Origin of the sequence: Streptomyces sp. CRCS-T-1 (assembly GCF_024442335.1) — a bacterium.
GTDB lineage: Bacteria > Actinomycetota > Actinomycetes > Streptomycetales > Streptomycetaceae > Streptomyces > Streptomyces koelreuteriae.
In genome coordinates, this window is the sequence record NZ_CP101651.1 from 4,451,885 (window position 1) to 4,467,870 (window position 15,986).

Annotated in this window: 15 protein-coding genes; 6 read left to right on the forward strand and 9 right to left on the reverse strand. The window is 69.6% G+C overall.

Annotation, left to right across the window (positions count from 1 at the left end):
- The first annotated feature begins 132 nt into the window (after positions 1-132).
- Both NNW99_RS20155 and NNW99_RS20160 read left to right on the forward strand, forming a co-directional pair.
- Positions 133-1,140 carry a bifunctional lytic transglycosylase/C40 family peptidase gene (locus NNW99_RS20155; protein ID WP_251057868.1) on the forward strand — a complete coding sequence of 336 codons (1,008 nt, stop codon included), beginning with the start codon at positions 133-135 and terminating at the stop codon, positions 1,138-1,140.
- 222 nt (positions 1,141-1,362) lie between these two features.
- Positions 1,363-2,067 (forward strand): phosphatase PAP2 family protein, encoded by a 705-nt coding sequence (locus NNW99_RS20160; protein ID WP_215120525.1) that lies wholly within the window; start codon positions 1,363-1,365, stop codon positions 2,065-2,067.
- 66 nt (positions 2,068-2,133) lie between these two features.
- On the opposite strand, the gene NNW99_RS20165 is transcribed toward NNW99_RS20160, so the two are convergent.
- Complete coding sequence (locus NNW99_RS20165; protein ID WP_215120526.1) at positions 2,134-3,690, reverse strand: FAD-binding oxidoreductase; 1,557 nt, start codon at positions 3,688-3,690, stop codon at positions 2,134-2,136.
- A 360-nt stretch (positions 3,691-4,050) separates the two neighbouring features.
- Between NNW99_RS20165 and NNW99_RS20170 the strand changes: the two genes are divergently transcribed.
- Together NNW99_RS20170 and NNW99_RS20175 are read left to right on the forward strand one after the other, a co-directional pair.
- Positions 4,051-4,902 (forward strand): hypothetical protein, encoded by an 852-nt coding sequence (locus NNW99_RS20170; protein WP_215120527.1) that lies wholly within the window; start codon positions 4,051-4,053, stop codon positions 4,900-4,902.
- Between the two features lie 85 nt (positions 4,903-4,987).
- The gene (locus NNW99_RS20175; RefSeq protein WP_215120528.1) at positions 4,988-5,170 is read left to right on the forward strand and encodes a hypothetical protein; all 183 of its coding nucleotides are present in this window, start codon (positions 4,988-4,990) and stop codon (positions 5,168-5,170) included.
- 45 nt (positions 5,171-5,215) lie between these two features.
- Here NNW99_RS20175 and NNW99_RS20180 read toward each other — a convergent pair whose 3' ends face one another.
- Positions 5,216-5,548, reverse strand: coding sequence for a metal-sensitive transcriptional regulator (locus tag NNW99_RS20180; protein ID WP_251057869.1), 333 nt, complete (start codon positions 5,546-5,548; stop codon positions 5,216-5,218).
- Between the two features lie 204 nt (positions 5,549-5,752).
- Between NNW99_RS20180 and NNW99_RS20185 the strand changes: the two genes are divergently transcribed.
- Positions 5,753-6,373 carry a DUF47 domain-containing protein gene (locus NNW99_RS20185; protein ID WP_059418711.1) on the forward strand — a complete coding sequence of 207 codons (621 nt, stop codon included), beginning with the start codon at positions 5,753-5,755 and terminating at the stop codon, positions 6,371-6,373.
- 7 nt (positions 6,374-6,380) lie between these two features.
- Positions 6,381-7,379 (forward strand): inorganic phosphate transporter, encoded by a 999-nt coding sequence (locus NNW99_RS20190; RefSeq protein WP_215120529.1) that lies wholly within the window; start codon positions 6,381-6,383, stop codon positions 7,377-7,379.
- A gap of 123 nt (positions 7,380-7,502) precedes the next feature.
- On the opposite strand, the gene pstB is transcribed toward NNW99_RS20190, so the two are convergent.
- The 7 genes from pstB to NNW99_RS20225 form a co-directional block, all read right to left on the reverse strand.
- Positions 7,503-8,279: a phosphate ABC transporter ATP-binding protein PstB gene (pstB, locus tag NNW99_RS20195; protein ID WP_215120530.1), complete on the reverse strand. Its 777-nt coding sequence runs from the start codon at positions 8,277-8,279 to the stop codon at positions 7,503-7,505.
- A 44-nt stretch (positions 8,280-8,323) separates the two neighbouring features.
- On the reverse strand, positions 8,324-9,385 hold the full coding sequence (pstA, locus tag NNW99_RS20200; protein ID WP_215120531.1) for a phosphate ABC transporter permease PstA: 1,062 nt from the start codon (positions 9,383-9,385) through the stop codon (positions 8,324-8,326).
- A complete protein-coding gene (gene pstC / locus NNW99_RS20205; RefSeq protein ID WP_215120532.1) occupies positions 9,382-10,383 on the reverse strand; it encodes a phosphate ABC transporter permease subunit PstC in 1,002 nt (333 codons plus the stop codon). The genes pstA and pstC overlap by 4 nt, the downstream gene beginning before the upstream one ends.
- A 133-nt stretch (positions 10,384-10,516) precedes the next feature.
- A complete protein-coding gene (gene pstS / locus NNW99_RS20210; protein WP_215120533.1) occupies positions 10,517-11,641 on the reverse strand; it encodes a phosphate ABC transporter substrate-binding protein PstS in 1,125 nt (374 codons plus the stop codon).
- 176 nt (positions 11,642-11,817) lie between these two features.
- Positions 11,818-12,282, reverse strand: a complete 465-nt coding sequence (locus NNW99_RS20215; RefSeq protein ID WP_215120534.1) for an NUDIX hydrolase — start codon at positions 12,280-12,282, stop codon at positions 11,818-11,820.
- Between the two features lie 28 nt (positions 12,283-12,310).
- On the reverse strand, positions 12,311-13,498 hold the full coding sequence (locus NNW99_RS20220) for a CHAD domain-containing protein (RefSeq protein ID WP_215120535.1): 1,188 nt from the start codon (positions 13,496-13,498) through the stop codon (positions 12,311-12,313).
- Positions 13,479-15,848: an RNA degradosome polyphosphate kinase gene (locus tag NNW99_RS20225; RefSeq protein ID WP_215120536.1), complete on the reverse strand. Its 2,370-nt coding sequence runs from the start codon at positions 15,846-15,848 to the stop codon at positions 13,479-13,481. Before NNW99_RS20225 ends, NNW99_RS20220 begins: the two co-directional genes overlap by 20 nt.
- Between the last annotated feature and the right edge of the window lie 138 nt (positions 15,849-15,986).

Consider the following 15,986-nt stretch of genomic DNA (forward strand, 5'->3'; position numbering starts at 1 on the left):
CTTCCGGCGTGCCGCGCGTGCGCGTGGCCGGTTCTTCGTTCCGCCCCCGACTCTCCTCTTTGTGATCATTCCTGAGTGCGGCGGCCCCCTCTACACTGGCCAGGCGACGGACTCGCGTGCGGTGAGGGGCGGTTGACGGTGCGTAAGGCATGGATCGTGGCGAGTGTTGCGATCAGCTCCGCCCTGGCCTTCGTGATGCTGCTGGTCGTCGGGGTGTACATCGTCGCCGGGAACCTGGCCAATGGCGTGGGCGGTGGGGCGAAGGCGTTGGCCAAGGGGGCGGTGCCCGCCGCGTACTCGGACCTGGTGCAGAAGTGGGGCAACCTCTGCCCCGCCATCAGCCCGGCCCTGCTCGCCGCTCAGCTCTACCAGGAGAGCGGGTTCAACCCGAGGGCGCAGAGCCATGCCGCCGCGCAGGGGATAGCGCAGTTCATCCCCGGCACCTGGGCCTCGCACGGCATCGACGGGGACAAGGACGGGGACCGGGACGTATGGGACCCGAAGGACGCGATTCCCTCCGCCGCGTCGTACGACTGCGAACTCGCCTCGTACGTGAAGAAGGTCGGCGGGAATCTGACTGAAAACATGCTGGCCGCTTACAACGCCGGGGCGTACGCGGTGATCAAGTACGGGGGCGTGCCGCCGTACAGCGAGACCCGGAACTACGTGAAGCGGATCACGACGCTCTCGGAGAGCTTCGCGGCGCCCGTCGGTCGGGTCGACCCCTCCGAGCAGGCCGCCGGCGCGATCGAGTACGCGCAGAAGAAGCTCGGCACGCCCTATCTGTGGGGCGGCACCGGTACCGCTGAGCAGGGCGGACGCTTCGACTGCTCGGGGCTGACCCAGGCCGCCTACGAGACCGTGGGCATCAAGCTCCCGCGCGTCGCCAACGACCAGTACAACGCGGGACCGCACCCGAGCCGGGACGAACTGCTCCCCGGCGACCTCGTGTTCTTCTCGGACGACCCCACCAATTCACGGGCCATCCGGCATGTCGGTATTTATGTCGGAGGCGGGTACATGATCGACGCGCCGCGTACGGGGGCTGTCATCCGTTTCGACCCGATCGACACTCCTGACTACTTCGGCGCCACCCGAGTCACCGAAGATGGCGCGAAAGCACTGCCCACGACGGTGTGAGCCGAGCGTGAACCCACCCCCTGAGCTGCGAAGACGTATCTCTCTTCGATAACGTCTGCGTGATCATTCGGTGGAGTGTGGAACGTATCAACGGGGACCATGCGTTCCTGATGACGTAGCCGAGCGGACGTCAGTGCGGAAGCGGATCTACAACCACGGGGGTGGCAGGAGCGGCGTACGCACAGGTGCGCCGGGAGAGACGACGAAGGGGCCCGCAGCACCATGGCTGGACTCGCCGAATCCGGGTCGAACCCTGACGTCGACCTGCTGTACGACATCAATGGCCTGGCCAAGGACGCGCCGGGGTGGTTCGACCGGGTCATGGAGTACGTGGGCGAATACGGGCTGCTGCTCGCCATCGTCCTGCTCGTGGTCTGGTGCTGGTGGACCGTGCGGCGCCGAGGGGACGAGGACGCGGCGTCCTCTGTCGCGGCGCTGGTCTGGGCGCCGCTGGCGGCGGGGATCGCCGTCCTGGTGAACGTCCCGATACGGGGGTTCGTGGAGCGGCCTCGGCCGTTCCTCGACCATCAGGGGCTTGAGGTGCTGGTCTCCGGCAAGACCGACTACTCGTTCGTGAGTGACCACGCGACGATCGTCATGGCGATGGCGGTGGGGCTGTTCGTCGCGAACCGGCGGTTCGGGCTCGTCGCGTTGGTGCTGGCGGTGTTCGGGGGGTTCATCCGCGTCTACATGGGTGTGCACTATCCGACGGATGTCGTGGGCGGGTTCGCGCTGGGTACGGCTGTGGCGTTGCTGTTGTCGCCGGTGGCCATGGCGTTGCTGACGCCGGTGGTGCGGGCTGTGGAGCGGTCGCCTCGGGTGGGGTGGCTGGTGCGGGCTCGTGGGCGTAACGGTGTTGACGGGGAAGGTGCGGTGATTCCCGGGGCTCGGCGGGAGTCGGCTTCTGAGCGGGACCTTGCTGCGTAGTGACCGGCGTCGCTGCGCCCACCCGTGCCGCCCTTAGCGGCACGATTGCCCGCAGTTCAGTCCTACCTACAGCGCCTGCGGGTACGTGAAGAAGCGGGTCGGGTCGTACTCGTTCTTCACTTTCTTCAAGCGGGCGGCCGCGTCTCCGTAATACGCCTTGCGCCAGTTCGTCAGGGTCGGGTCCGTGTAGTTCTGGTAGGCCGCGCCCGAGGCGTGGGGGCGCATGGACTTGTGGGCCGAGGCCAGCCAGTCGCGGGCCGTGGTGCCCGTCGTGCCCGGGCGCCAGGCGGCGATGTACTGGGCGAGCATGCGCGAGCGGCGGTGGACGAAGGCCGTCGAGGTGGGGGAGACGCGGTTGACCGCTCCGCCGAGGGCCGTGAGGGCGATGCTGCCCGTGCCGCCGCGTACCGAGCCGATCTGGGCCAGCAGCGTGCGGATGCCGGCCGCGGAGAGGGAGCGGTCGAAGAAGTCCGATGCGGCGGCGTACGTCTCGCGGCCCAGCGCGCCCTTCGGGGAACGGCCCGGAGTCGAGCCGGGCAGATGGCACTGCGCGTCCGTCGGGAACGAGGAGCAGCCGGCGTACACCTCCATCGACTCCTCGTAGGAACGTCGCTTCAGGGAGACGCTGCTCGCCGGGGCGCCGACGCGGTCGGCCAGGCGGTCGACGGCGTTCTTCAGTTCGCCGTAGGTGCCGAGGGAGAAGGCCGCGACGGAGACGGTCGGCCTGCCGCCGGCGGCGCTCGCCAGGTGGAGGGACGACCAGATCTCGTCGGGCTGTGACGGGCCCCACTCCTGCCAGGCCTTCACGACCGCTGCGGCCTTCGTCGAGGGCCAGGACAGATACGCCGAGACGCCCTGCGGTGCCGGGTGGGTCTTGAAACGCAGTTCCGTCACGACGCCGAAGTTGCCGTTGCCCGCTCCGCGCAGGGCCCAGAAGAGGTCCTTGTTCTCGCGGGCGTTGGCGGTGAGCTGCTTGCCGTCCGCGGTGATCAGCGTGGCCTGGGTGAGGCTGTCGCAGGTCAGGCCGTACGCGCGGGAGACCACGCCGTGTCCGCCGCCGAGGGTGAGGCCGGAGACGCCGACCGTGGGGCAGGAGCCGGCGGGGATCGTGACGCCCTTCGCGGCCAGGGCGCGGTAGACGTCGATGAGTTTGGCGCCGGCGCCGACCACGGCGGTGCTGCCCGAGGCCCGTACGCGGTTGAGCTTGGAGACGTCGACGATCAGGCGGCCGTCACCGGAGGACCAGCCGGCGTAGGAGTGGCCGCCGTTGCGGATCGCCACGCGCAAGGAGTGGGCGCGGGCGTAGGCCAGGGCCGTGCGGATGTCGTCCGGGTGGTCCACGTAGGCGACCGCGGCGGGCTTGAGGCTGTCGAAGCGGGTGTTGTAGAGCTGCCGGGCCGTGGTCCAGGCGGAGTCGCCGGGTCGGACGAGGGCGCCGTCGAGGTCGCGGGCGAGGGCGGACCAGTTCGCGGCGGTGACGTTCGACTTCGTGCCGGTGGCCGCGGTCCTGGCGGTGGCTCTGGCCCCGGCGTCCGTGTCCGACTTCGTGCACGCGGTGGTGAAGGGGGTTGCGGCCGCGGCTATGCCTGCCGTGCCGGCTGCGAGGAATGTACGCCGTTCCATGGGGCCTCCCGGTGGTTCCGTCGTGGGAGACGGGGCCGTAGGGGGTGGGGGTTCCATGGTGTTCGGCCTTGTCAGCCCGCCGCGTGCTTCTCCGCGTCCGTGCGCGCCTGGCTTCTCGCTCTTCTCGCCGGGCCGCGCCAGCCGCAGGTGCAGTGGGCCATGCAGAAGCGACCCTTCTCCGTTGTGCTCGTGAGGTGTTCCGGCCCGTCCTGCTGCGCCACGAGGACCACGTTACCCACCCCGGGTAAAGGGTTCGCATGGCGGCGGCCGCGGGCTCGCGTGACGGGGGGCACATACCCGTCGTTATCCGGAACAACGAGGGGGCCCGTGACGGACGTACCGGCTGGGGGTAGGCAGGCGATGACTGGGCGGCAGCGGGAACGGTGGCACAGGCGGACGGGCGCGGCGGTCGTCGCGGCCGTGATCGTGGCCGGGGTGGGGCTGGGGGCCGGTGGGTGTTCGGGCGGTGACGCGGCCGCCGGGGACTCCCGGGGCGGTGACGCGGTCGCCGTGCTGCACCGGGCCGCCGACCGGCTGGTGGACGCGGGGAGTTCGAAGGCCCGTACGTCGATGGAGATGGCGTCCGGCGGGACCCGGGTCACCATCCGGGGCGCCGGGGTCTACGACTACCGGAAGCGGATGGGGCGGCTGAAGGTGCTGCTTCCGCAGGATCCCGCGGGGGCCACGGAGCACCGGCCCATCACCGAACTGCTCGCGCCCGGGGCGCTGTTCATGAAGAACCGGGGCGCCGGTGTGCCGCCGGACAAGTGGGTGCGGGTGGACACCCGGACCCTGTCCGACGGGAACCTCGTCACCGGCGGGGCCACCGATCCGTTCGCGGCGGCCGAGGTGCTGCGCGGGACGCGGACGGCGAGATACGTGGGCAGGACCGAGGTCGCGGGCACCGGGGTGCGGCACTACCGGGGGACGGCGGATCTCGCCGCCGCCGCGCGGCGGGCCTCCGGCGGCAACAAGGGGGCACTGGCCGCGGCGGCGAAAGGGTTCGCCACGGCCGAGGTGCCGTTCGACGCCTACCTCGACGACGAGGGCCGCATCCGCAAGGTCAGGCACCGGTTCAGCTTCGTCGGCGGGCAGCAGAAGAGCCCCGTCGCCGTCGCCTCGACCACACTGCTCTACGCTTTCGGGGCTTCGGTGCGCGTACGGTTGCCGGACGACGACGACATCTACGCGGGCAAGATCGCCGAGAGGTGACCGGCGTGAACTAGCCCGTCCGTGCCATGCGCGGTGTGTAGGCCGCTCCCTACTCTAGGAAGTCGGTAACGGCAGAGACGAGGTGATGCACGTGGCTCCGGTCGGCGGTACGGCAGTTCAGGACTACGTGGCCCTCGCCGAGATCGAGTTGTGCGGGGAGCTGATCATCGCGGCCTCGGCCGCGCACGAGGAGCGGCTCAGTCTGCAGAGCATCGACGAGGTGCTGAGGGTGGCCGAGGAGCGGGACGCCTCGGCATCCAGGAGGTAGGCGGCTCAGGATCCGCGGCGACCGGATGGGTCCGCGGCAACCGACTCAGGTCCGCATCATGCGGGCGATCGCCTGGGTCGCCTCCTTGACCTTCGCGTCGATCTCGTCGCCGCCCTTGAGGGCCGCGTCCGCGACGCAGTGCCGCAGGTGCTCCTCCAGCAGCTGCAGGGCGAAGGACTGCAGGGCCTTGGTGGAGGCGGAGACCTGCGTGAGTATGTCGATGCAGTAGACGTCCTCGTCGACCATGCGCTGCAGTCCGCGGATCTGGCCCTCGATGCGGCGCAGGCGTTTGAGGTGTTCGTCCTTCTGCTTGTGGTACCCGTGAACACCGGCGTCGGTGACATTTCCGACATCGGTGGTGTCGGTCACGTCCGTCATCGGGTCCTCCTGGTGGGCAGTGAGCCGACATATACCCCTAGTGGGTATATGGTACCGAACTTTGCCGGGTATACGGCCCCTCGGACCGCCCCCGTGCTCACCACTGTGCATGATGGGCGACACTGGGGGGCGGCCCGATAGCCGTGGCCGGATGATGCGCCTAGCATCGGCCTGACCGAAACCGAAGCACCCCGAGGACCCCACGTGCGCTTTCGTCTGACCCCCAGGGAGACGAGCTTCTACGACATGTTCGCCGCCTCCGCGGACAACATCGTCACGGGCTCGAAGCTCCTGATGGAACTGCTCGGGGCGGACGCATCCGCCCGGGCCGAGATCGCAGAGCGTATGCGGGCAGCGGAACACGCAGGTGACGATGCCACGCACGCGATCTTCCACCAGCTGAACTCCTCGTTCATCACGCCGTTCGACCGCGAGGACATCTACTCCCTCGCCTCGTCCCTCGACGACATCATGGACTTCATGGAGGAGGCCGTCGACCTGGTCGTCCTCTACAACGTCGAGGAACTGCCCAAGGGCGTCGACCAGCAGATCGAGGTACTGGCGCGCGCCGCCGAACTGACGGCCGAGGCCATGCCGCATCTGCGGACGATGGAGAACCTCACCGAGTACTGGATCGAGGTCAACCGCCTGGAGAACCAGGCCGACCAGATCCACCGCAAGCTGCTCGCGCACCTCTTCAACGGCAAGTACGACGCCATGGAGGTCCTCAAGCTGAAGCAGATCGTGGACGTGCTGGAAGAGGCGGCGGACGCGTTCGAGCACGTGGCGAACACGGTGGAGACCATCGCCGTCAAGGAGTCCTGAGCCCTTCATGGACACCTTCGCTCTGGTCGTGACCATCGGGGTCGCGCTCTTCTTCACGTACACCAACGGCTTCCACGACTCGGCGAACGCGATCGCCACCTCCGTGTCGACGCGGGCTCTGACGCCCAAGGCCGCCCTGGCCATGGCCGCGGTGATGAACCTCGCCGGCGCGTTCATGGGCTCCGGGGTCGCCAAGACCGTCAGCGAGGGCCTGATCCAGACGCCCGTCGGCTCCAAGGGGATGGGGATCCTCTTCGCCGCGCTGGTGGGCGCGATCGTCTGGAACCTCATCACCTGGTACTTCGGTCTTCCCTCGTCCTCCTCGCACGCGCTGTTCGGCGGCATGGTGGGCGCGGCACTGGCCGGCGGGACGACGGTCTACTGGAGCGGGGTGCTGGAGAAGGTCGTCATCCCGATGTTCATCTCCCCCGTGGTCGGTCTGCTGGCCGGCTATCTGGTGATGACCGCCATCATGTGGATCTTCCGCAAGGCCAACCCGCACAAGGCCAAGAGGGGTTTCCGCATAGCCCAGACCGTCTCGGCCGCCGGTATGGCGCTGGGGCACGGTCTGCAGGACGCCCAGAAGACGATGGGCATCGTGGTGATGGCGCTCGTCATCGCCGATGTCGAGGACTACGGCGACCCCATTCCGGTGTGGGTGAAGATCGCCTGTGCCGTGATGCTGTCGCTCGGCACGTACGCCGGTGGCTGGCGGATCATGCGGACGCTCGGACGGAAGATCATCGAGCTGGACCCGCCGCAGGGCTTCGCGGCGGAGACCACGGGCGCGTCGATCATGTTCACCACGGCGTTCCTCTTCAAGGCGCCGATCTCCACGACGCACGTCATCACCTCCGCGATCATGGGCGTGGGCGCGACGAAGCGTGTGAACGCCGTGCGGTGGGGCGTCGCCAAGAACATCATTCTCGGCTGGTTCATCACCATGCCGGCGGCCGCGCTGGTCGCCGCCGCCTCGTTCGGGATCGTGAACCTGGCGTTCCTGTAGCCGTCCCGCAGTCAGCCGCGCGAGTGCGCGAAAAGGCCCGCCCCTGGGAGTAGGGGCGGGCCCTTTTTCGGCCTCGCGGTGGCACCGCCATGCAGCACCGCGAGGAGTCTTCGCGGGGCCGGATCAGCCGAAGCGGCCGGAGATGTAGTCCTCGGTGGCCTGGACCGACGGGTTGGAGAAGATGCGCTCCGTCTCGTCGATCTCGATGAGCTTGCCGGGCTGGCCGACCGCCGCGAGGTTGAAGAACGCCGTGCGGTCGGAGACGCGCGCCGCCTGCTGCATGTTGTGCGTCACGATGACGATCGTGAAGCGCTCCTTCAGCTCGCCGATCAGGTCCTCGATGGCGAGGGTGGAGATCGGGTCGAGCGCCGAGCAGGGCTCGTCCATCAGGAGCACGTTCGGCTCGACCGCGATCGCCCGCGCGATGCACAGACGCTGCTGCTGGCCGCCGGAGAGGCCCGAGCCGGGCTTGTTCAGGCGGTCCTTGACCTCGTTCCAGAGGTTCGCGCCCTTGAGGGACCGCTCGACGATGTCGGAGAGCTCGCTCTTCTTGTAGCTGCCGTTCAGGCGCAGCCCCGCCGCGACGTTGTCGAAGATCGACATCGTGGGGAACGGGTTCGGGCGCTGGAACACCATGCCGACCTCACGGCGCACGGACACCGGGTCGATGCCCGAGCCGTAGAGGTCCTCGTCGTCCAGCAGCACCTTGCCCTCGACACGGCCGCCGGACGTCACCTCGTGCATCCGGTTCAGCGTGCGCAGGAACGTCGACTTGCCGCAGCCGGACGGGCCGATGAACGCCGTCACCGAGCGCGGCTCGACGGTCATCGAGATGTCCTCGATCGCCTTGTGGGAGCCGTAGTAGGCGGTGAGTCCGCTCACGTCGATTCGCTTGGCCATTTAGTACGTCACTTCCAGACTCAGACAGTCGCTGTATGGCCGCGTCAGCGACCGGTCTTCGGGGCCTTCCAGCGGGCGATCCCGCGGGCCACCAGGTTCAGGAGCATCACGAAGGCGATGAGGGTGAGCGACGCCGCCCAGGCACGGTCGTAGGCCGCACCGGAGCCGGCGCTGTTCGCGTACTGCTGATAGATGTACAGCGGCAGCGACGCCTGCGCACCCTCGAAGGGGTTGGCGTTGATGAACGCGTTGCCCCACACCAGCAGCAGGACCGGGGCGGTCTCGCCGGTGATGCGGGCGATCGACAGCATGATGCCCGTGGTGATGCCGCCGATGGAGGTCGGCAGGACCACCTTCAGGATGGTGCGCCACTTCGGGATGCCGAGCGCCAGTGAGGCCTCGCGCAGCTCGTTCGGGACGAGCTTGAGCATCTCCTCCGTGGAGCGGACGACGACCGGCATCATCAGGATGGCCAGGGCCAGCGAGCCGGCGAAGCCGAAGGGCTGCATGTCGAACATCAGCATGAGGCTGAGGATGAACAGACCCGCGACGATCGACGGGATGCCGGTCATGACGTCGACGAAGAACGTGATGGCCTTGGACAGGCTGCCCTTGCCGTACTCCACCAGGTAGATCGCGGTGAGCACGCCGATCGGCGCGGCGATCACCGTGGCGAGGCCGACCTGCTCCAGGGTGCCGAGGATGGCGTGGTAGATACCGCCGCCCGGCTCGGTGTCGGCGACGACGCCCATGGAGTGCGTCAGGAAGTAGATGTCGAGGACCTTGACGCCGCGCACGACCGTCGACCAGATCAGCGAGGCCAGCGGTACGACGGCGAGCAGGAAGGCGACCCAGACGAAGGAGGTCGCGATGCGGTCCTTGGCCTGGCGCTTGCCCTCGACGGCCGTGGCGATGCCGTACGTGCCGACGAGGTAGAGGAGCGCGGCGATCAGGCCCCACTGGATCCGGCTGTGCAGGCCGCCCGCGAGGCCGATGCCGATCGCGACGGCGACGGAGCCGGCGGCGATGCCGTACGGGGCCCACTTGGGCAGCCGGGCGCCGCGCAGGGAGCTGGGGCCCTTGGGGGCGATGGTTGCGGTGCTCATGCGTTGGCCCCCGAGTACTCCTTGCGGCGGGCGATGATCGCGCGGGCCGCGCCGTTGACCAGCAGGGTGATGACGAACAGGACCAGACCGGAGGCGATCAGCGCGTCCCGGCCGAACTCGGTGGCCTCACCGAACTTGCTGGCGATGTTCTGCGCGAACGTGCCGCCGCCCGGGTCGAGCAGGCTGGTCTCGATCAGGAAGCTCGGGGAGAGCACGGTGGCGACGGCCATGGTCTCGCCGAGGGCGCGGCCGAGGCCGAGCATCGAGGCGGAGATGACGCCGGAGCGGCCGAAGGGCAGGACCGCCATGCGGATCACTTCCCAGCGGGTGGCGCCGAGCGCCAGGGCCGCTTCCTCGTGCATCTGCGGGACCTGGCGGAAGACCTCGCGGCTCACGTTGGTGATGATCGGCAGGATCATGATCGCGAGCAGGATGCCGACGGTCAGCATCGAGCGGGGCGCGCCGCCCTGCCAGGAGAAGATGCCGGTCCAGCCGAGGTAGTCGTTCAGCCAGCCGAAGAGGCCGGTCATGTTCGGCACCAGGACCAGCGCGCCCCAGAGGCCGTAGACGATCGACGGCACGGCGGCGAGCAGGTCGATCACATAAGCGATCGGGCCCCTGAGCCGGCGCGGGGCGTAGTGCGTCAGGAACAGCGCGATGGCGACGGCGATCGGGACCGCGATGACCATGGCGATGATCGAGGAGATCACCGTGCCGAAGGCCAGGACGGCGATGCCGAAGTTCGGCGGGACGAGGTTGGTGTCCCACTCGAAGGTGGTGAGGAAGTTGCCCTGGTCCTTGCTGATCGCGAGGGTGGCGCGGTAGGTGAGGAAGACCGCGATCGCGGCCATGATCACCAGCAGCAGGATGCCCGAGCCGCGGGAGAGACCGAGGAAGATGCGGTCTCCGGGCCGGGTGGCCCCGCGCGCCGCGCGCTTGTCGGTGGCCGGCTGCGGAGCGGGGGGAGGTGCGTCGGTTATCTGTGTGGATGTGTCCATCAGGTTCTCCGGTCTGCGGAGCCGTGCCCGGTGGGCGGTGGCTCTGCGGAGCCGTACCGGGGGTACGGCCACTGGCGGCGGTGCACCGGACGGTGCGGCCCGGTCCCGGGGAGGGGGCCGGGCCGCACTCGGGTCAGCTCAGGCCATCGACGGTGGTGCGGACCTGGGAGATGATGTCGGCGGGGATCGGCGCGTAGTCGGCCTCGGCGAGGATCTTCTGGCCTTCCTCGGAGGCGATGTAGCGCAGGAACGCCTTGGTGGCGGGCAGCGTCTCGGCCTTGTTGCCCTTGTCGCAGACGATCTCGTAGGTGACGAGGACCATCGGGTAGGCGCCCTCGGCCTTGGTGCCGTAGTTGAGCTGCAGCGCGAGGTCCTTGCCCGTGCCGACGACCTTGGCCTCGGAGATGGCCTTGGTGGCGTTGTCGACGGTGGCCTTGACCGGCTGGGCGGCGCCCGTGTCGAGGTCGACGGTCTTCAGGCCGTCCTTGGCGTACGACAGCTCGAAGTAGCCGATGGCGCCGTTGGTCTGCTTCACCTGCTGGGCGACACCGGAGGAGCCGGAGGCGGACTGGCCGCCCTTGGCCTGCCAGGTCTTGCCGCCGTCGTAGGGCCAGTCCTTCTTGGCGGTGTCGATCAGGTACTTGGTGAAGTTGTCCGTGGTGCCGGAGTCGTCCGAGCGGTGGAACGCCTGGATCTTGAGGTCCGGAAGCTTCGCGTCGGGGTTCAGCTTCTTGATCTGCGGGTCGTTCCAGTTGGTGATCTCGTTGTTGAAGATCTTCGCCAGCGTCGCGGCGTCCAGGACGAGGTTGTCGACGCCGTTGACGTTGTAACCGACCGCGATCGGGCCGCCGACCATCGGCAGGTTGATGCCCTGGCCGCCGGAGCAGACCTTCTTGGAGGCCGTGACCTCGTCGGGCTTCAGCGCGGAGTCGGAGCCGGCGAAGGCGACCTGGCCCTGCGTGAACGCCGTGACACCGGCGCCGGAGCCGCCGCCCTTGTAGTTGATCTGCGTGCCCTGGCAGGCGGCCGTGAACTGCTTGACCCACGCGTCGATCGCGTTCTTCTGGGCGGACGAGCCGTCGGCCAGGAGCTGGCCCTTGGCGTCGTCGCACTTGATGCTGCCGGGCTTGGCGGCCGCGGACGAGCCGCCGCTGCTGGTGCCCGTGTCGTCGGAGCCGCACGCCGTGAGGGCCAGGGCGCCGGAGACGGCGAGAGCACCGAGAGCGAGGGCCCGCCGGTTCATGCGCTGAAGCTTCACTTGAGTTCCTTCCGGGAGCCGCCGTCCTGATCCGGCGGCGTGCGAAGTCTGGGTGACGCGGGACGCTGAAGCGCGGCAGGCGCGGTTCGCGTCGGGTAAGGCTGAAATTAGGCAGATCAGGTGAAGGCGCCTATGGCCATAAATGAACGAGGGGTGAACCCCTGCCGAAGGTGTGGTTAGGTCACGGAACGCTTACGGGGAGAGAACGTCCGGGTTCCGCTTTCCGGGGCGGGTAACGCGAGCAGCGCGTCGACCAAGGGCCGGTCGTGGGGCTGCGTCAGCCGGGCACGGGCGGCGGCGGGTGTCAGCCACAGCACCCGGTCGACCTCGTCCGACGGGGAGAACGCGCAGGATATCGCCTCGGCCGCCCAGTAGCGGACCTGCTTGGGGCGGCCGTTCGCGAGGTAGTGCTGGGTGGGCAGCTCGGTGCCCGGCACGGCCCGGCAGCCCGTCTCCTCGGCCACCTCGCGCAGGGCACCGGCGAGTGCCTCCTCACCGCGCTTGAGCTTGCCCTTCGGCCAGGACCAGTCGTCGTATTTCGGCCGGTGGACGAGGCAGACCTCCAGCTCGCCCGTGACGGGGGAGCGGCGCCACAGAACGCAGCCCGCCGCCTGAACAGTGGTGTCGTCGGGGGAGCTCACCTGACCGCCTCCTCGGTGGCGTGGCCGGTCATGACGTGCCGACGGTTTCCTTCTGCCAGCACTGCTGGAACGCGAAACGCGCCGCCTCGACCTCATGGCGCTGGTCGGCATGGAGCACGCCGAGGGCGTACGCCGTCGCCGGGGCGATGCGCGGGGTACGCGCCGCCTGGGCCGCCGCTGCCGCCGCCTCCGAGGCGTCACGGTGGCGGTTCAGGGCCTGGCCGGCGGAGAGCAGGCGCAGATCGACCACGGCGTTGCCGTTGGGCTCGCCGCGCAGGGCCTCGCGGGCGTAGCGGTGCAGGCGCAGCAGCAGACGGACCTGGTGCCAGGGGGCGTCCTGCGGGTGCGGGACGGTGTCCGGGGACAGGCCGTGGACGAGGGCCGAGGCGTTGTACGGGTTTCCCGCGGTGAGCAGGGGGAGGGCGGCCACGGCGTCCGTGAGACGGCCCTCGGCCGCCGTGGCGAGGGGGCGCAGGTCGGTGGTGCCGGCGGCCTTGGTGAGGGGGACCTCGCTGGCCAGGACCGCGACCTTGTCCGCGATGGCGTGGAAGCGGCTGCTGCCCAGGGCCTGCAGGGCCGTGGAGTGGGCCCGGGTGCGGGCCAGGTTGAGCTGGCGGTCGAGCAGGGCGCCCGCCTTGGCCGCGCCGACGGTGAGATTGCCGCGCTCCGGTGCGGAGGCCGTGTGCGCCGGGGTGCCGGTCTTGGCGGGTGCCGTCGAGGGTGTGTGGCCCGGAGTACCGGCCTTGGCAGGTGCTGTCGGGCGGTCCGGCGCGGAGGGCGTCTGGCCCGGGGCTCCGGCCTTGGCGGATGCCGTCGCGCCCGCCGGCTGGGCCGGGAACGCCGTGGAGCCCGACAGGCGGTGCAGCGCGTTCAGCAGGCGCTCCAGACGGGAGGTGTACGCGTGCTCCATGGCCAGGGTTCCCGAGACCCAGGCCAGCTCCGGGCGCATGCCCTCGCACCAGTCCGTGTCCAGGAGGGACTGGAACGTGTGCAGGCTGGAGCTGATACGGCGCGCCGAGCGGCGCAGGGCGCGCGCCGCGTCGGCCGATCCCTCCGAGGCGCCCGCGCCCGACCCCGTCTCGCGGTGCAGGCGCAGCGCCCGGAGGAACTCCGTGGCCTGGGCCCGCAGATAGTCCGCGAGGGCGTCCCCGGTGGGGGCTGGGCCCTCCAGGGGGGACGCCAGGGGGGTCGTCGGGTCAAGGTGTCGCTGTGCCACGCCGGCGCCTCCGCGCGTCTATGAGCATCTCCTGGACGTTGCGCAGAGGCTGGCCGTCCGCGTCGGTCGCATGCCGGGTCCAGTCACCGTCCGGGCCGAGGTGCCAGGAGGCGGTGCCGTCGGACATACCGGTCTCCAGCAGCCGGTTCAGGGCCGCCCGGTGGGCCGGGTCGGTGACCCTGACCAGGGCCTCTATCCGGCGGTCGAGGTTGCGGTGCATCATGTCGGCGCTGCCGATCCACACCTCGGGCTCGCCGCCGTTGCCGAAGCCGAACACCCGGGAGTGTTCCAGGAAGCGGCCGAGGATCGAGCGGACCCGGATGTTCTCCGACAGGCCGGCCACGCCCGGGCGCAGCGCGCAGATGCCGCGCACCCACACGTCCACCGGCACGCCCGCCTGGGCCGCGCGGTAGCAGGCGTCGATGACGGCCTCGTCGACCATCGAGTTGACCTTGATACGGACGTGCGCGGGGCGTCCCGCGCGGTGGTGCTGTATCTCCTTGGTGATCCGCGCGACCAGGCCGTCGCGCAGCGACTTGGGGGCGACCAGGAGACGGCGGTAGGTCTCGCGGCGGGAGTAGCCGGAGAGCCGGTTGAAGAGGTCCGAGAGGTCCGCGCCGACCTGCGGGTCGGCCGTGAGCAGACCGAGGTCCTCGTAGAGGCGGGCCGTCTTCGGGTGGTAGTTGCCGGTGCCGACGTGGCTGTAGCGGCGCAGCGTGTCGCCCTCCTGGCGGACCACCAGCGACAGCTTGCAGTGGGTCTTCAGACCGACCAGGCCGTAGACCACGTGGCAGCCGGACTCCTCCAGCTTGCGCGCCCACTTGATGTTGGCGTGCTCGTCGAAACGGGCCTTGATCTCGACCAGGACCAGGACCTGCTTGCCGGACTCGGCGGCCTCGATGAGGGCGTCGACTATGGGGGAGTCGCCCGAGGTCCGGTACAGGGTCTGCTTGATCGCGAGGACGTCCGGGTCGCCGGCCGCCTGCTCCAGGAACGCCTGCACGGACGTGGAGAACGAGTCGTACGGGTGGTGCAGCAGGACGTCCCGCTCCCGCAGCGCGGCGAAGATGTCCGGCGCGGACGCCGACTCGACCTCGGCGAGGTCGCGGTGGGTGCCGGCGACGAACTTGCGGTACTTCAGCTCGGGCCGGTCCAGGGAGGCGATGCGGAAGAGGCCCGTGAGGTCCAGCGGGCCCGGCAGCGGGTACACCTCGGCCTCGCTGATCTTCAGCTCGCGCACCAGCAGGTCCAGGACCTCGCGGTCGATGGACTCCTCGACCTCCAGGCGCACCGGGGGCCCGAAGCGGCGCCGCATGAGCTCCTTCTCCAGGGCCTGGAGCAGGTTCTCCGCGTCGTCCTCCTCGACCTCCAGGTCCTCGTTCCTGGTCAGGCGGAAGGCGTGGTGCTCCAGGACCTCCATGCCCGGGAACAGCTCCTCCAGATGGGCGGCGATGACGTCCTCGATGGGGACGTAGCGGCCCGGGGAGCTCTCCAGGAACCTCGACAGCAGCGGCGGCACCTTCACCCGGGCGAAGTGCTTGTGGCCCGTGACCGGGTTCCGTACGACGACGGCCAGGTTCAAAGACAGGCCGGAGATGTACGGGAAGGGGTGCGCCGGGTCGACCGCCAGCGGCGTCAGCACGGGGAAGATCTGGTGCCGGAACAGGGTGAACAGGCGGGCCTGCTCCTTCTCCTGCAGCTCGCTCCAGCGGACCAGGTGGATGCCCTCCTCCGCGAGGGCGGGGGCGACGTCCTCGTGGTAGCAGGCGGCGTGCCGGGCCATGAGCTCGCGGGAGCGGGCCCAGATCATCTCCAGCACCTCGCGGGGCTGGAGGCCCGAGGCGGAGCGGGTGGCCACGCCGGTGGCGATACGGCGCTTCAGACCGGCCACCCGGACCATGAAGAACTCGTCCAGGTTGCTGGCGAAGATCGCGAGGAAGTTGGCCCGCTCCAGCAGGGGGGTGTTCGGATCCTCGGCGAGTTCGAGAACGCGCTCGTTGAACGCGAGCCAGCTGCGTTCCCGGTCGAGGAACCGGCCCTGCGGCAGCGCGGGGGCGCCGTCGGCCGGCGACTCCTCGTACGCGTCGAGATCGGCGTCGATATCGGGTTCGAGGTCGGAGACGGCCGCCGCGATGGTGTGCGGGCGGTGCGCCGCGATGGAGCCCACGGAGGGCTGCGCGTGCTGGACCTGTGCCTGGGTGTTCGGCTGGCTCATGGACCCATTCTTCCGCGCCGCGAGCATCACGGGCGCGTCGGACAGCGCGGGAGGGATCGGGGGTGTCACATGAGTGTTCCCGTTCCCCGCAGGCCCCTGACGGGGTGGCGAAGGCTCTGGCACGGCGGGATTCATTGGCCGAGCTTCGCAAGCTCGTCTGAATCGATGGTTACGGAGACATGACGTGCGGGATAGCGGGGGGAGGCTCGCGGGGGTGGGGAGTTGCCCACAGGCTGTGGACGATGTCGCCGGCTGGTCCGCGCGTCCGCCCCC

Coding starts and splice junctions, on each gene's coding strand:
- NNW99_RS20160 (WP_215120525.1), top strand. CDS start 1,363: ATGGCTGGACTCGCCGAATCCGGGTCGAACCCTGACGTCGACCTGCTG.
- NNW99_RS20165 (WP_215120526.1), bottom strand. CDS start 3,690: ATGGAACGGCGTACATTCCTCGCAGCCGGCACGGCAGGCATAGCCGCG.
- NNW99_RS20170 (WP_215120527.1), top strand. CDS start 4,051: ATGACTGGGCGGCAGCGGGAACGGTGGCACAGGCGGACGGGCGCGGCG.
- NNW99_RS20175 (WP_215120528.1), top strand. CDS start 4,988: ATGCACGTGGCTCCGGTCGGCGGTACGGCAGTTCAGGACTACGTGGCC.
- NNW99_RS20180 (WP_251057869.1), bottom strand. CDS start 5,548: ATGACGGACGTGACCGACACCACCGATGTCGGAAATGTCACCGACGCC.
- NNW99_RS20190 (WP_215120529.1), top strand. CDS start 6,381: ATGGACACCTTCGCTCTGGTCGTGACCATCGGGGTCGCGCTCTTCTTC.
- pstB (WP_215120530.1), bottom strand. CDS start 8,279: ATGGCCAAGCGAATCGACGTGAGCGGACTCACCGCCTACTACGGCTCC.
- pstA (WP_215120531.1), bottom strand. CDS start 9,385: ATGAGCACCGCAACCATCGCCCCCAAGGGCCCCAGCTCCCTGCGCGGC.
- pstC (WP_215120532.1), bottom strand. CDS start 10,383: ATGGACACATCCACACAGATAACCGACGCACCTCCCCCCGCTCCGCAG.
- NNW99_RS20225 (WP_215120536.1), bottom strand. CDS start 15,848: ATGAATCCCGCCGTGCCAGAGCCTTCGCCACCCCGTCAGGGGCCTGCG.